This window comes from Pedobacter deserti (genome assembly GCF_024436415.1).
GTDB classification, from domain to species: domain Bacteria; phylum Bacteroidota; class Bacteroidia; order Sphingobacteriales; family Sphingobacteriaceae; genus Pedobacter; species Pedobacter faecalis.
The window spans coordinates 1402595-1418082 of record NZ_JAFMZQ010000001.1 but is presented as its reverse complement, the minus strand read 5'-3'; the positions used below and the strand labels follow the sequence as shown (position 1 = coordinate 1418082).

Annotated in this window: 13 protein-coding genes; 5 read left to right on the top strand and 8 right to left on the bottom strand. The window is 47.2% G+C overall.

Annotation, left to right across the window (positions count from 1 at the left end; genetic code table 11):
- Positions 1–34: 34 nt before the first annotated feature.
- Both J3P40_RS06400 and truA read right to left on the bottom strand, forming a co-directional pair.
- Positions 35–1807 carry an ABC transporter ATP-binding protein gene (locus J3P40_RS06400; protein WP_256003916.1) on the bottom strand — a complete coding sequence of 591 codons (1773 nt, stop codon included), beginning with the start codon at positions 1805–1807 and terminating at the stop codon, positions 35–37.
- Positions 1800–2570 carry a tRNA pseudouridine(38-40) synthase TruA gene (gene truA / locus J3P40_RS06395; RefSeq protein ID WP_256003915.1) on the bottom strand — a complete coding sequence of 257 codons (771 nt, stop codon included), beginning with the start codon at positions 2568–2570 and terminating at the stop codon, positions 1800–1802. Before truA ends, J3P40_RS06400 begins: the two co-directional genes overlap by 8 nt.
- A gap of 88 nt (positions 2571–2658) precedes the next feature.
- On the opposite strand from truA, the gene J3P40_RS06390 reads away from it, so the two are divergent.
- Both J3P40_RS06390 and J3P40_RS06385 read left to right on the top strand, forming a co-directional pair.
- Positions 2659–3111, top strand: a complete 453-nt coding sequence (locus tag J3P40_RS06390; RefSeq protein ID WP_256003914.1) for a DUF4293 domain-containing protein — start codon at positions 2659–2661, stop codon at positions 3109–3111.
- Between the two features lie 87 nt (positions 3112–3198).
- Positions 3199–5022 carry a DEAD/DEAH box helicase gene (locus J3P40_RS06385; RefSeq protein WP_256003912.1) on the top strand — a complete coding sequence of 608 codons (1824 nt, stop codon included), beginning with the start codon at positions 3199–3201 and terminating at the stop codon, positions 5020–5022.
- 52 nt (positions 5023–5074) lie between these two features.
- On the opposite strand, the gene J3P40_RS06380 is transcribed toward J3P40_RS06385, so the two are convergent.
- The 3 genes from J3P40_RS06380 to J3P40_RS06370 form a co-directional block, all read right to left on the bottom strand.
- Entirely contained in the window at positions 5075–6073 is a 999-nt protein-coding gene (locus tag J3P40_RS06380; protein WP_256003910.1) for an NAD(P)H-dependent glycerol-3-phosphate dehydrogenase, read from the bottom strand.
- Positions 6074–6154: 81 nt separating this feature from the next.
- Positions 6155–7498 (bottom strand): efflux RND transporter periplasmic adaptor subunit, encoded by a 1344-nt coding sequence (locus tag J3P40_RS06375; RefSeq protein ID WP_256003909.1) that lies wholly within the window; start codon positions 7496–7498, stop codon positions 6155–6157.
- 39 nt (positions 7499–7537) lie between these two features.
- Positions 7538–8875, bottom strand: coding sequence for a TolC family protein (locus tag J3P40_RS06370; RefSeq protein ID WP_256003908.1), 1338 nt, complete (start codon positions 8873–8875; stop codon positions 7538–7540).
- Positions 8876–8939: 64 nt separating this feature from the next.
- On the opposite strand from J3P40_RS06370, the gene J3P40_RS06365 reads away from it, so the two are divergent.
- Positions 8940–9557 carry a polysaccharide deacetylase family protein gene (locus tag J3P40_RS06365; RefSeq protein WP_256003906.1) on the top strand — a complete coding sequence of 206 codons (618 nt, stop codon included), beginning with the start codon at positions 8940–8942 and terminating at the stop codon, positions 9555–9557.
- A 133-nt stretch (positions 9558–9690) separates the two neighbouring features.
- The gene (locus J3P40_RS06360; protein WP_256003904.1) at positions 9691–11967 is read left to right on the top strand and encodes an aconitate hydratase; all 2277 of its coding nucleotides are present in this window, start codon (positions 9691–9693) and stop codon (positions 11965–11967) included.
- A gap of 44 nt (positions 11968–12011) precedes the next feature.
- Here the strand turns inward: J3P40_RS06360 and J3P40_RS06355 are convergent, their stop codons facing one another.
- Positions 12012–13823, bottom strand: a complete 1812-nt coding sequence (locus tag J3P40_RS06355) for a MutS-related protein (RefSeq protein ID WP_256003901.1) — start codon at positions 13821–13823, stop codon at positions 12012–12014.
- Positions 13824–13884: 61 nt separating this feature from the next.
- Here J3P40_RS06355 and rlmH point away from each other — a divergent pair, with 61 nt between their 5' ends.
- Positions 13885–14358, top strand: coding sequence for a 23S rRNA (pseudouridine(1915)-N(3))-methyltransferase RlmH (gene rlmH, locus J3P40_RS06350; RefSeq protein ID WP_256003898.1), 474 nt, complete (start codon positions 13885–13887; stop codon positions 14356–14358).
- Positions 14359–14512: 154 nt separating this feature from the next.
- Here rlmH and J3P40_RS06345 read toward each other — a convergent pair whose 3' ends face one another.
- Together J3P40_RS06345 and J3P40_RS06340 are read right to left on the bottom strand one after the other, a co-directional pair.
- Entirely contained in the window at positions 14513–15049 is a 537-nt protein-coding gene (locus J3P40_RS06345) for a DUF5606 family protein (protein ID WP_256003896.1), read from the bottom strand.
- 1 nt (position 15050) lies between these two features.
- Positions 15051–15488, bottom strand: a complete 438-nt coding sequence (locus J3P40_RS06340) for a peptidylprolyl isomerase (protein ID WP_256003894.1) — start codon at positions 15486–15488, stop codon at positions 15051–15053.

Here is a 15488-nt window from a genome sequence, read left to right as displayed (position 1 = left end):
TGTACTAGCGCATCCAATTTCTGTACCAGTCGACTCAGCCTGCGGAAATGCCTGCTGAACTGAACTGAAGTTCGTACAGGCGTTTGTAGTAGCCGTTTAGTTTGAGCAGTTGCTGGTGTGTACCCATTTCTTTGATCTCGCCTTTGTCGAGCACCAGTATTTTATCGGCCTTTTGTATGGTCGACAAGCGGTGGGCGATCACTATAGAGGTACGGCCCTGCATCAGGTTGTCGATAGCATTTTGAATGAGCATTTCAGTTTCCGTATCTACAGAAGAGGTTGCCTCATCGAGCACAAGCACAGCAGGATTGTACACCAGCGCTCTGATGAACGAGATGAGCTGCGCCTGCCCGGCAGATAATGTGGCTCCGCGCTCCATGACGTTGTATTGGTATCCGCCTGGTAAACGCTGGATAAAGTCATGCGCACCTACCTTTTTCGCGGCGTCTACAACGGCCTCCATGCTGATGTCGGGGTTGTTGAGCGTAATGTTATTGAAGATGGTGTCGGAAAACAGAAAAACATCTTGGAGGACGGTAGCAATGTTGCGTCTGAGATAATTAAGCTCGTAATCCTGGATGGACGTACCGTCGATACTGATTTCGCCTTTGTTGATTTCGTAAAAGCGGCTAAGTATATTGATAGTGGACGACTTTCCCGCGCCGGTAGCCCCTACAAGCGCTACGGTTTTACCCGGCTCTACTTCAAAAGAAATGTCTTTAAGCACATAATTATCGGCGTTGTAGGCGAACCAGACGTTCTTAAAGGAGATGTGTCCGTTTAGTTTGGCCGGCATGAATGTGCCCTTGTTTTCCGTGATCTCCTGGTTGTCGAGCACCTTGAACACTCTTTCGGCGCCTACCATACCCATCTGCAAGGTGTTAAACTTATCTGCAAGTTCGCGGATAGGCCGGAAAAGCATGCTGATGTACAAAATAAATTCGGCAATGATACCGGGGGTGACCACCAGGGGCTTGGCCAGTATGCTTCGGGAGCCGTACCACACGAGCAGACCGAGCGACATGGCGGAGATGATTTCCACTACCGGGAAAAAGATGCTGTAATACCAGTTAGATCTGATGTTGGCATCGCGGTAGCGCTTATTTATGCCCACAAACTTCTTATATTCCTGCTCTTCACGGGCAAAATACTGTATGATGGAAATGCCAGTGATATGTTCCTGAAGATAGGTGTTCAGGTTGGATACTTCGGTTCTTACCTGCTGAAATGCTGCTTTGATGGCGCGCTGAAAAACTGCAGTTGCGATAATGAGCAGCGGCATGGGCAATAACACGACGAGGGTTAACATCCAGTCTTTATAAACCATCACCCCAACGATAACGATCACCATCAGGATATCCCCTATGATGACGATCAGCCCCTCGGAAAAGATTTCAGCGATCGTTTCCAGGTCGGACACCGTTCGTGTAATAAGCTGACCGATCGGCGTATTGTCGAAATATTTGAGCCTGAGCCTGGTGATGTGATTGAACACGTCTATGCGAAGATCGCGTATGGCCGACTGCCCCAGTGTGTTGGTGAGCAGTGTATGGCTGAACTGAAAAAGGGTTTGCAGGGCGAGCAGCACGAGCATCAGGATGGTGATACTGAGCAGTCCGGCATAGTCGCCCGTCATAATATGGTGATCGAGCGTGTACTGTATAAGGAACGGGCGTACCGGCGCAATGAGGGCCAGCAGGATGGTTAGCACAATAGCCCAGATAAAAGTGCGCCTGTAGGGTTTGACGTACCGAAAGATTCGCCTGAGCAATCCTGTATTTATCGCTTCTCCGGGTAGTTTAGCCATGAGCATTGTTTAGATGAGCATTGTCTATATAAGGGTATTGCACTTCGGTAAGGTAGAGTCCGCATGCTGGAACTGACTGCCCTGCCGCGCTGCGATTTTTACTTTCCAGAATGGTCCGGACGCCTTGAAGGTCAATCTCACCTTTCCCAACCCGGATCAAGGTACCTACAACGGCGCGCACCATGTTGCGCAGAAAGCGATCGGCCTGAATGGTAAACTGTAGTCCGCCGGAATGCTCCGTAAATACAGCCTTTGTAAGCCTGCAGTTGTTGGTAAAGGTTTGGGTATTGGACTTACTGAAACAGGAAAAATCTGTATACTCGAGTAGAACCGCTGCAGCTTGGTTCATACGGTCGACGTCCAGGCGCCCTTTGTAGAGCCAGGACCTGTCGATTTTAAAAGGGTCTTTCTGAAAATGGATATGATAATGATAGGTACGGCTTGTGGCATCGAACCTGGCATGGGCGTCGTTTGCGACTTCGAAGATGCGGCTTACGGCGATATCGTAGGGCAGCAGGGCGTTTACACCAGTTACGTCGATCTCAGGGCGGGCAGACGCGGTATCCAGATCAAAATGAGCGTAGAACTGAGTGGCATGAACGCCGGTATCGGTACGTCCGCAGCCTAAGGTAGCCACTGTTTGGCGAAAATACACGCTCAGCGCCTTATCAAGCCGCTGCTGCACAGTTATGGCATTCGGCTGTATCTGCCAGCCGTGATATGCGGTTCCGTTGTATGAAAGCTCAATAAAGTAGCGCTGCATGTCAGTAGACAAAGCTACTATTCTAATTCCTTTTTTGAATTGCCTAGTTGCGCCCTTTTAATATCTTTGTTGAAATTATGGAATTGATATGATACAGCGGATTCAATCGATATGGCTCTTTCTTGCGGCAATCACCATGTTCCTGATGCTTGCTTTGCCGATTCTTTCTGTGCAGGGGGAAGGCGTTGAAACCTGGCTGAAAGGTTCGGGCATTTATACCTTAACTGAAGCTGGCCAGAGTCAAAGTACCGCTGCTACGCCATTGCTGATCACCATTGTTATTACCGGAATACTATTCTTTGTAAACATATTCAACTTCAGAAACCGGGCGCTTCAACGCCGCATTACGGGCATTTGTATGGTGCTGATCTTAGTGGCCTGCGGCTGGATGTATTACTATGCTTCTATGATCTCAGGCACGACGTTTAACTATGGTGCGGGCTTATTTATGCCGGTACTCGGACTTATATTTTCGCTGCTTACCATGCGCGGAATAAGGAAAGACGAGCAGCTGCTGAAGTCGGCCGACAGACTCAGATAAATTTAATTGCCTCATTTTTATTTAGTTAGGCTTCTGTAAAAATACGGATTATTAACCGTACCTTTGCGGCTTAATAAATTATAATACATGATAAACCCATTTAGTAATTTGGGGATAAGTGATGATGTTGTTAGTGCCGTAAAGGATTTAGGTTTCGAAAATCCTACGCCGATTCAGGAACAAAGTATTCCTGTACTGTTAGAGGGCAATAACGATTTTGTTGGTTTGGCCCAAACAGGAACAGGAAAGACAGCCGCATTTGGCTTGCCCCTGTTAGAATTAATTGACTTTTCAAGCAAAAAGCCGCAGGCACTGGTCCTGTGCCCTACCCGCGAGCTTTGCCTGCAGATTACAAGCGACATCCGCAATTTCTCTAAAAACATTCCTGGTGCTAATATTGTAGCCGTTTACGGCGGAGCAAATATTATGCAGCAGCTTCGTGAGATCAGGATTGGTGTGCAAATCGTGGTCGCCACACCCGGCCGTATGTTAGACATTATCGGCCGTAAGGCCATAGACTTCAGCAATGTGAAGTATGTGGTACTCGACGAAGCCGATGAGATGCTCAATATGGGCTTCCAGGAGGATATCAACGATATCCTGTCGACCACCCCTGACGATAAAAAGACCTGGTTGTTTTCTGCTACCATGCCCCCTGAGGTACGCCGCATAGCGAAAAATTACATGGATGAGCCTGTAGAGCTTACCATGGGTACAAAAAACACTGGTAACGTGAACATTGAGCACGAGTATTATGTGGTGAGGGCGCGCGACAAGTACGCTGCGCTGAAACGCATTGTCGATTTCAACCCGGAGATCTTTGGCGTGGTTTTTTGCAAGACCAAGCTCGATACTCAGGATGTTGCGGAACATCTGATTAAGGATGGCTACAACGCCGATGCGCTTCATGGCGATCTATCGCAGCAGCAGCGTGACAAGGTAATGCAGCGTTTCCGCGACCGGAGTATGCAGTTACTCATTGCAACTGATGTTGCTGCTCGTGGTATTGACGTGAACAACGTTACGCACGTGATAAACTATTCGCTGCCCGATGAGATAGAAAGTTACACGCACCGAAGCGGCCGGACTGGTCGTGCAGGTAAAACAGGTATTTCTATCTGCATTGTGAACTCTAAGGAGATCGGTAAGATCCGTCAGATTGAGCGGATTATCGGTAAGAAATTTACTAAAGCAGATCTTCCTACCGGATTTGATGTATGCGAAAAGCAATTGTTCGCCTTGGTGCATAAAGTACATAATGTTGAGGTGAATGAGAGCCAGATTGAGCAGTATATCCCGCGTATTATGGATGAATTTGCGGAGTTAAGCAAGGAAGAGGTAATCAAGCGTTTCGCTTCACTGGAATTTAACAGATTCCTGGAGTATTATAAAAATGCACCTGATCTTAATTCAACTGATGCAGATCGTGGCGACCGTGCTGAGCGCGGCGAACGTTCGGACCGGGGCCGTAGGGCAAATGATGGTTATACACGTTTGTTTATTAACATCGGTTCTGTAGATGATCTGACCAGAGGCGATCTGTTATCATTTATCTGCAATAACGGTAAGATAAGCGGTAAGAGCGTGGGCAAGATAGACCTAAAAGGTGTATATTCTTTCTTCGAGGTTGAAGATTCGGCCGTTAGTGCATTATTCAACAACTTTAACGGCGTTGAATTTTCCGGGCGCGGCGTCAGGATCGAGCGGACCGGCGAAACTGAGGGCGGCAGCAGCAGAGGCCGGAGCGATCGCGGTGGCTATGGTGAAAGAAGAAGCAGCGGAAGACGTGACGGAGGAAGCAGAAGCGGAAGGCGTGATGGTGGAAGCGGAGGCGGATTCAGGGATTTCTCTGGCAAAAGTCGCGAGGAACGCAGCAGCGGACGACGCGATAGTGGAAAACGAAGATTTTAATATCTTTTAATATATATCCGGAAAGCCCTTTTAGTTGTACTAAGAGGGCTTTTTAGCTTAACTGCTCGGTCAGCAGACGCATTTCTATGTGCGGTGAGTGCTTTTCATAGAGTACCGCGTAGACGGCCCGGCTGATCGGCATATCAACTTTATATTTTTTGTTGATGTGATGCATACAGTTGGCCGCATAATAGCCCTCGGCGATCATATTCATCTCCAGCTGGGCAGATTTTACGGTGTACCCTTTACCGATCATATTGCCGAAAGTCCGGTTACGGCTAAACTGTGAGTAGGCGGTAACCATCAAATCCCCAAGATAGGCCGACTCATTGATGTCTCTGGATATGGGATGTACGGCATCTACAAAACGCTTGATTTCACGTATGGCATTGGAAATAAGGACGGCTTGAAAATTGTCGCCATACCCAACACCGTGGCATATGCCACTGGCCACTGCATAAATATTCTTAAGCACAGCTGCATATTCGGTCCCAAAGATGTCGTCGGAAATGTTTGTCTTAATATAACGGGTCGAAACCAGGTCAGAAAACCGTGCGGCGAGGCTGGTATCCAAGCCTGCAATAGTCAGGTACGAGAGTTTTTCGAGGGCGACCTCTTCTGCGTGACAGGGCCCGCTTATAACCAGCAGGTCTTCATAAGGCACTCCGTACTTCTGATGCAGGAATTCGCCGATGATCTGGTTTTCATCGGGCACGATGCCTTTGATAGCAGACACAATCTTCTTTCCCTGAAGCTGCTCCGCTTTGATTTCTGCAAGCGTATCTTTCAGGAAGGCCGCAGGCACATTGAGCACCACATAATCGGCACTGCCGATGATATCGCTCAGATCGGAGGATATGTTTTCCCCTGGGATCCTGACCTCTACGGAACTTAGATAGTTTGGATTGTGTTTGTACTTCTGCAGGTGACAAATGGCGTCTGGATTGCGCATCCACCAGTAAATTTCCTTTTCCGTGAAGTTGTCTGACAGCATCTTAACGATTGCCGTAGCCCAGCTTCCGCCACCTACCATTGCAACTTTAGGCACCATATTATATAAATAAAAAACCCCGGTTCATTGTTTTTAACCCGGGGCAATTTACTTATTTAAAACGGATACGCGGAGCCGATTTTACTTAGGTTCGGCAAATAGCTGATCTTTAGTAGTTTTCTCGACCTTGTCTCCGTCTTTTAAACGGTTTTGAATAGCCGAGTACGGACCAGTAACGACCTCTTGCCCCGCCTTAAGTCCGGTTTTGACGATGATGTACTGATCGTCTTGTATGCCCGTGGTCACCGCTGTCTTCTTAATAGTTCCATTGCTGAGAATGTACACGAATTGTTTGATCGTCTTGTCGGTTAACCGTGTTTTCTGCTGGTCGCTATCGTTGTTATTTTCCTCCTTTCCTGGCTCATTCTTCTTTTTACCATCATCTGTAAATACCGCTTGTATGGGAATGGCCAGCCCTTTCAAAGACTCGCTTTCGATATCGACTGTGGCCGACAAACCCGGGCGAAAAGGTGAAGGCAGGTCTTTGGCACCCTGTTTCAGATTGCTGTACGACTCGGCCAGGATGCGGACCTTCACAATGAAATTGGTAACCTGGTCGGTCGACGCAGCTGTACCCACATCTTTAGACGAGCTGGCGATTTCGGTAACCACTCCCTTGAACTTCTGATCGGCAAATGCATCAACTTCAATGAGGGCGTTATCGCCTACGTTAACCCTGTTGATATCGTTCTCGTTCACATCTACGTTAACTTCCATGGAAGAAAGGTTAGATATGCGCATGATCTCCGTTCCGGCCATTTGCGCAGTACCCAGGATACGGTCGCCCAGTTCTACGGAAAGTTTGGATATGACGCCATCGACCGGTGCAAAGATAGTTGCCTTGGCAAGGTTTGCACTGGCTTCCTGAACGTTTGCACTGGTTTGGGCCAACTGGAATCTGGCCGCGGTTACTTCCGCTTTGGACCGTTCTAGAGTAGCCTTGGCACTCAGATAGGCGGCTTTAGCCGCATCGAACTCAGACGCAGAGATCACCTTCTTACCGTACAGTTCTACGTTTCTTTTATACGTAGCTTCTGCATTGGCGAAGTTTGCCTGATTTTGCTGTAAGGTTTGCTGTGCGGCAGCTACGCTTGCCCGTTGCGAACTGTTTAGTGCTATTGCACGGTCGTATCCAGATTGCAGGACGTCAGGCCTGACTTTGATGAGCAACTGGCCTTTCTTGACCACATCGCCCTCTTTCACGAGGAGTTCTGTAACCTCGCCGGAAACTTCCGAACTTAGCTTCACCTCGGTTTCCGGCTGTATCTTACCGCTCGCAGTTACGGTTTCTATGACGGTTCTGACAGCAGCTTGCTCTGCTGTTACCTTTTCGATCTTCTTTCCGCCGATGAGACCGGCAAATTTAGCGGCTACGAGCAGTACCAGAATTGCACCTACTACGATCAATATGGTCTTTAATTTCATTTTATTGAGTATTTGTATTGTGTGTTAGGGTTGATATGTTTAGAATGTGATCTGCTTACCAAGATAATAGTCGATGACCTTCGCCTTAAACAGCAAATCATACCTGGCCCGGATCATATCGATCTCCGCACGGTTACGGTTTGTCTGCGCAGTACTAAAATCAAGAGAATTAACCAGGCCGACGTTATAGCGCTGCTCAATGACGGCAAAGGACTCGCTTCGGGCATTAAATGTTTTAGTCGCCGACTCATAGGTGCTTCTGGCGCCTTTCAAATCGGCCACGGCTTGGTAGATTATCCGGTTGAGATTTATTTTGGTGAGCTCCTCATCAGTCTGCGACTGAAGGTAGTTGATCCGGGCTCTTTTAACATTCGACCTGACCTGGAACCCATTGAATATGGGAATGGATATGCTCATACCGATGCCCTTAGAGATGTTATTTTCCAACTGGTCCCGGAAACTTTGGTTTTGCACTGCGGGAGGCAGATTGTAGTTGTAATTGTAGTAAGAGCCATAACTTCCGTTCATAGAAATCCGCGGATAATAGCTACCCTTGGCAATATCAATGCCTTTCTCTGCCGCGAGGGTTTGAAGTTCGGCTAGCCTGATATCCGGAAAAAACTTGAGTGACTGGCTGTAAATTGACTCAGCATCGAAGGTCATTCCGGGCGCTGAAAACTCACTCAACGGAGGTGCCTGAACATTGTACTTAACGGACGAGGGCATGTTCATTAACTGAGCCAAAGTGAGGTAAGATATTGCCAGTGCATTTTCAGCTGTAGTTACATCGAGTTCGGATGTAGCCACAAGCGCTTTTGACTCTGCAATATCGGCCAGCGTTTTATTTCCAACATCAAAAAGCTCCTGCTGCTGTGCGAGTTGCTGTCTGGACACTTCGAGCTGCTGGGAGGCGGCACTAAGCCTGTCTTTGTTGAATAGTATATCCATGTAAGCCGTTACCACCTGCAAAAGCAAATCATTTTTTACCTTGTCGGTGTTGGCCTTACCCGCTTCGAGAAGGATTTTGTTCTGTCTGATCTGGTTCAGCTTGGCAAAGCCGGTAAAAACATCCACACTTGCTCCCAACCCGGGGCTGAAGCTGTAATTTTGGGTGTTTTCGTAGATACCCGTGTTACCGAAATTGTTACGTCCCCACCCCATATTCTGACTTAATGATGCATTTAGGGAAGGGTATAGCGCCAGTCTTGACTGCTGGAAGTTTTCGAAGGCCAGGTCTTCATTAAGTTGGGATTTCCTGATCTGCAGGTTATTATTAAGCGTCCTCTCGATGGCCTGCTGAATGGTGATAACCTCCTGAGCGCGCGCCGTTGTTATGGTGGCTACCAATGCCAGGCATATGGGGATGAACTTCATCATAGTTAACTTTTCACAATATTAATTATAAACAACCGAATCATTTGAATTTTATCTAAGTTTGGCTATGTACCTGATTAAATCGCCCCGCCTGCTTAAGTGGTATTACCCTGAGTTGACCTGGCACATGGAGCGCACTGATAAGGTTATATATCTGACCTTTGACGACGGACCTATACCGGATGTTACACCCTTTGTGCTAAAAACCTTACGGATGTTTGAGGCCAAAGCGACTTTTTTCTGTATTGGCGACAATGTCCGGAAGTATCCGGAAATATTCAGCGCCTTGAAAGATGAGGGGCACAGTATTGGCAATCACACCTTTAATCATTTGAAAGGCTGGAAGACGCCTGACAAGATATATCTGGAGAATTTTGAGTTATGCCAGGAAATTACAGGCACAGAGCTGTTCAGACCGCCGTACGGACGCGTCAGGAAGTCTCAGATTGCGGAAATCAAGCGCCGCTACCCTAACCTAAAGGTAGTTATGTGGGATGTTCTTAGCGGCGACTTTGACTTGCAACTTTCGCCGGTGAAATGCCTCAACAATGTTTTAACACATACTGAAAACGGTTCCATTGTCGTGTTCCACGACAGCCAGAAAGCGTTTGACAGACTAAAATACGCGCTGCCTAAAACGCTGGAACATTTTGCTGCGCAAGGTTACAACTTCCGGGCCCTTTGATGCACGGAACGACGGAAAACAGTCTATTTAGAAGAAGTATAAATAATATTATGATGTGTGGATGATAAGGGCGGCCTGTTTTTTTTTGTAAATTCGCGATATATAATATACTTACCTTTAATACATATTCTTAATGGCTTTTGATATAGAAATGATCAAGAAGGTGTATGCAAACTTCGGTCCCCGCGTGGAAGCAGCCCGTAAGTTAGTAGGCAGACCTTTAACACTTTCAGAAAAAATACTTTACGCCCATCTTTGGGAAGGACATGCAGGCGCCCCTTATAAGCGTGGTGCCGACTATGTGGATTTTGCCCCTGACCGTGTTGCCATGCAAGATGCGACTGCCCAGATGGCTTTGCTGCAGTTTATGCAGGCGGGCCGACCAGAGGTAGCAGTTCCTTCTACGGTGCATTGTGATCACCTGATTACGGCAAAGAATGGTGCTGAATTTGACCTTCCGGCCGCAAATACAGAAAGCCGGGAAGTATTCGATTTCCTTGCTTCGGTTTCAAATAAATATGGCATTGGCTTCTGGAAACCAGGTGCAGGTATCATACACCAGGTTGTTCTGGAGAATTATGCCTTCCCTGGCGGAATGATGATTGGTACTGACTCCCATACCGTTAACGCGGGTGGATTGGGTATGGTTGCCATTGGTGTTGGTGGTGCTGATGCATGTGATGTGATGGCTGGCCTGCCCTGGGAGCTAAAATTCCCTAAACTTATTGGTGTAAAGCTGACCGGAAAATTAAACGGATGGACCTCTGCAAAAGACGTGATCCTGAAGGTTGCAGGTATTCTTACTGTTAAAGGTGGCACCGGGGCAATCGTTGAATACTTTGGCGAAGGTGCTACAAATATGAGCTGTACGGGCAAAGGTACCATTTGCAATATGGGTGCCGAGATTGGTGCGACTACATCGACTTTCGGTTATGATGAGAGCATGGAGCGTTATCTGCGGGCGACCAACAGGGCCGACGTTGCTGATGCAGCCAATGCGATCAAAGAGTACCTGACCGGAGATCCTGAAGTTTATGCTGATCCTGAAAAATATTTCGATCAACTGATTGAAATCAATTTGTCTGAGCTTGAACCTTATCTTAACGGTCCGTTTACTCCTGATTTGGCCACCCCTATTTCTAAAATGAAGGAAGTTGCCCAGGCGAACGACTGGCCACTTAAGGTGGAATGGGGACTGATCGGTTCGTGTACGAATTCATCTTATGAAGACTTATCCAGAGCTGCTTCTATTGCCAAACAAGCCATAGATAAGGGCTTGACCACCAAGGCGGAGTTTGGTATTAATCCAGGCTCCGAGCAGGTTCGTTATACGGCAGATCGCGACGGTCTGCTTGGTACTTTTAAAGACCTGAACGCAACGATCTTCACAAATGCCTGTGGCCCTTGTATTGGCATGTGGGATCGCGTTGGCGCTGAAAAACAGGAGAAGAATACGATTGTACATTCCTTTAACAGGAACTTTGCAAAACGTGCCGATGGCAACCCTAATACATTTGCTTTTGTCACATCGCCGGAAATTGTTGCCGCTATCGCCATAGCTGGTGATCTTGGCTTTAACCCGCTTACAGATACGCTGACCAACAGCGCCGGCGAGCAGGTAAAACTCGATCCGCCTAAGGGTGATGAATTGCCGGTAAACGGTTATGCTGTGGAAGATGCGGGCTATCAGGCCCCTGCGGAAGACGGAAGTCATGTTCAGGTGATCGTATCGCCTACCTCGCACCGTTTGCAACTGCTTGATCCTTTTGCTGCATGGGAGGGTACAGATCTTAAGGGACTGAGATTGCTTATTAAAGCGAAAGGCAAGTGTACCACCGACCATATTTCAATGGCCGGACCTTGGTTGAAGTTCCGCGGACACCTTGACAATATTTCAAACAACATGCTGATTGGCGCGGTAAATTATTATAACGAGAAGACAGATTTCGTTAAAAATGCGCTTACAGGCGAATACGGACCGGTACCTGCAACACAACGTGCTTATAAGGCTGCCGGCATAGGATCTATTGTTGTTGGCGACGAGAACTATGGCGAAGGTTCGAGCCGTGAGCATGCCGCTATGGAGCCGCGCCATCTTGGCGTTCGCGCTGTGCTTGTGAAGTCATTTGCCCGTATCCATGAAACGAATCTTAAGAAGCAGGGTATGCTTGCGCTGACTTTCGCTGATAAGGATGATTATGACAGAATTCTCGAAGATGACGTTGTTGACATCGTGGGGCTGACCTCGTTTGCGCCTAATACTCCGCTGACTTTGGTATTAAACCATGCAGATGGAAGCAAGGAAGAGATTGTAGTGAATCATAGCTACAATGCGCAGCAAATTGAATGGTTTAAAGCTGGCGGGGCGCTAAACATCATTCGCCGGGAGGCGGCTGCAAAAAATGCTTAGCCTGTAAAAGCGATATAGGAAAGCTCCCCGGTTGGGGAGCTTTTTTATTTTATACTGAGTCCGATTTCCTTAAGAAGGATAGCTGCGTTGAAGGTGGTACATGGACCTTGTTTTAACAGGTAGTCAAATTGCATTTGTCCGTCATGGATCTGAATGTCGAAGTGGTAGTTTCGCACCTTGTCAGGATGGCTGTCCTCCATCTCTGACAATTGCAGATCGTGGGTAGCGAAAAGTGTTGGTGTTTGCTGACTAAGTAACTTTTCTATAAAGACCTTTGATCCCATGTATTTATCACGACTATTTGTTCCCCGCAGCATTTCGTCGACCAGCACTAGCGAATCGGAGGATTCAGAGGTCGCTTTCAGAATAACCTTGAGGCGGTTGAGTTCGGCCTTAAACGTGGAGGTCTGATCGTTGAGGGAATCTTTGATCCGCATATAAGACAGGATTTGAAAAATAGAACAGGACATATTTGCAGCACATACTGGCGCACCAGTGTAAGCAAGTACAAGATTGACCCCGACGGTACGCAAAAAAGTACTCTTGCCAGCCATATTTGACCCGGTAATGATGTCGGTAGTTGGAAGCGGAGCAAAGGCATAAGTATTGGTTACCCGCAGCGTCTCCGGAATAAGCGGGTGGCCCAGTTGTGTTGCCGAAAGGCTGAAAGATGGTTTTATGTCAGGAAAATTCCAGTCGGGTTGATTGAATGACAAGGTCGCAAAGGAGGTCAGTTCTTCAAATTGCCCAACTCGGTCGAGGCCCCGCAACAGATCGTCGGCCGAACTTTCATACCACCGGGCCAAACGGAGCGAACACCGGAGGTCCCATATAAGGAAAAGGCTTAAAAACGGGGCAAGTAGAAAGTTTAGCCTTGCATCAAAATCGCGAATAATTGCGCCCAGACGTCTGATGTCTGCACTTAGCTCCGAGCTATGCTGTTCACTATAAAAGCTCCTGATATAGCCACTTTGCCAATGGAACTTCTCAGTCCACCGGATGGTATCCGCAAAGTGTTCGAGGAGACCAGCGCTTTGACCAAAGCCAAGGTAAAGCCTGTTGACCCGGCCGATCTGAGACACGGTTACCACCGCATTAACAACTGCTGTCAATCCGAATACATTCCAATACAAACCGCCTTGCCATAGTGCGGCTATCAGGAGCGCAAACATGACATATGGCATTAAAAGAACATAAGGGCGCATCCACCCGGCCCTGGTGAACGTCAGCTGTCCGGCAAGCTGGTGACCAAGCTTTTCTTGAATCTGCTGCATTTTAACGCCATCGTGCTGGTGCAGTAGCGCCCGGAATTGGAAGGTCTCGTTGATCCGTTCCCGAAGTTCACGTATGGCTTCCTGACGTTGCAGAATGTACACAGCAGGTGCCGGAGCTCCAAGAGATTGACCAAGCAGGCTAAGACCTTGGCTTGTGTTGCAGCGGTTGACCATGGCGTATAACGAGCCGGGCCCATAGATGTCTAGATCGGACGCATACGAATGAGATTCATCGTCGAACACGCTTCCATCCGGGTATCCGTTTGCATGAGTTTCCAGCGCTTTTATCTCATTTTGATATACCCATAGCAACTTGTCGGCATACAATTTTGCTTCAGTTTTTCGGACCTGCATTTTAACGAGTACCAGAAACCCTACAACTGGCACTAAGAGCAAAATGACGAAAATCCAGGAAAACCCCAAGTTGATCATTGTCGCAACAATGATGATTTCGGCGATGAAACTGCCCAGCCGGGCCAGTGAAATCCTGTTCAAACTTCTTTGTAGCTTTTGTGCCGTGGATTGCTGCTGATCTGCCAGCTGCCTGTAGTACGCCAAAATATCGGCTTTTGTTCTACGCATTTTTAGCTTATTTTTCTATGTTTGATAAATATAGAAATTTGAATAGAACCCAGGATATCAGATGAGGATTACCCTGCTTATTATAGGAAAAACGGAAGAAAAATATCTGATTGAGGGCATTGAAAAGTACCTGAACCGGCTGAAGCACTACGTTAACTTTAATGTGCGTATGATACCGGAAATTAAAAATACCAAGAGCCTGAACGAGTCACAGCAAAAAAGTAAGGAAGCTGAACTACTGCTTAAACAGATCGGCACCTCCGATACAGTAGTTCTTCTGGATGAGCGTGGGAAAAAGTATACGTCGGTCCAATTTTCAAATTATTTGAACAAACAACTTATCGGAAGTGTTCAACATCTGATATTTGTGATCGGCGGGCCGTATGGGTTTGATGAGGCATTGTACAGACGAGCTAATAGCAGCCTTTCACTGTCAGACATGACGTTTTCCCATCAGATGGTCAGGTTGTTTTTTGTAGAGCAGCTATACCGGGCCTTTACCATCCTGAAGGGCGAACCATATCACCATCAATAATATAAGGAGGAATTATGAGACTACCATCGGAATACAAGCGGGATTATCGCTTCAAAAGTGATCCAAAGAGGGATCGCTGGAGTTATACTATCGCGATCATAATTTCCGTGATCGCTTTTGTGGTTATCTGGTATTTTTTATAAAAAAGGGAGTTTTAAACTCCCTTTTTGCTTATCATATTAGCTTTCTTCGCCGGTTGTGCAGCTCTTGACGGAGCTTTTGCATTGGCGGGCTTCGGTGTCGCCTTCGGCTTTTCAGCCTTTTCTTCCACTTTGATATTCTCCTCTCCTGCAGTGCCTGCCGGAGCTTCCTCTGAGAATAAGGGCAGGTCTTTAAGAATCTGGTACCAACTTACGATCTTCTTCATATCTGAAGCGTATACTTTATCCTGATCATGATTAGGCGCTACTTTTTCAAAGAAGCTGCGAAGCGTTTGAGTATCTGCCTTCACATCAGGAACAGAATCGGCTTCTGAACCTATATTAGAAAGGACATCTGTCAACTTTAAATCGTCGTCTTCGCCGTAAATGGTGATATCCTCAAGCGAAGCCAGTTTGGTGGTGGTCATACTGGCCACGATTTTGGTTTTCTGCCCATCAAGACTTTCAAGGATATATCCGCCCTTGTTCTGTCCAACCAATTTAAATAAGCCCGGGCGACCCGACACTGCTACTATTCCTCTCAGATTCATATTATTCTTCGATTATATCTATGCCTAAAATCTTGTCACCTTGTCTGATATCGTCAACCACATCAACATTTTCCACCACCTTACCGAAGCAGGTGTGATGTCTGTCAAGGTGTGCGGTATTGGTGCGGCTATGACAGATAAAAAACTGAGAACTTCCGGTATCTCTGCCTGCATGGGCCATCGATAAAACACCGCGATCGTGATACTGGTTATCACCGGTTAGTTCGCACTTGATGCGTGTTCCCGAACCACCAGCACCCGTACCTGTAGGATCTCCGCCCTGAATTACAAAGTCAGGGATCACACGATGAAAAGTTACGCCGTCGTAAAATCCTTCTTTAGCTAGTTTCAAAAAGTTGGCTACTGTATTCGGCGCATCCTGATCATAAAACTGAACGGTCATGTCGCCTTTCTCTGTTTTGATTATTGCTTTGCTCAT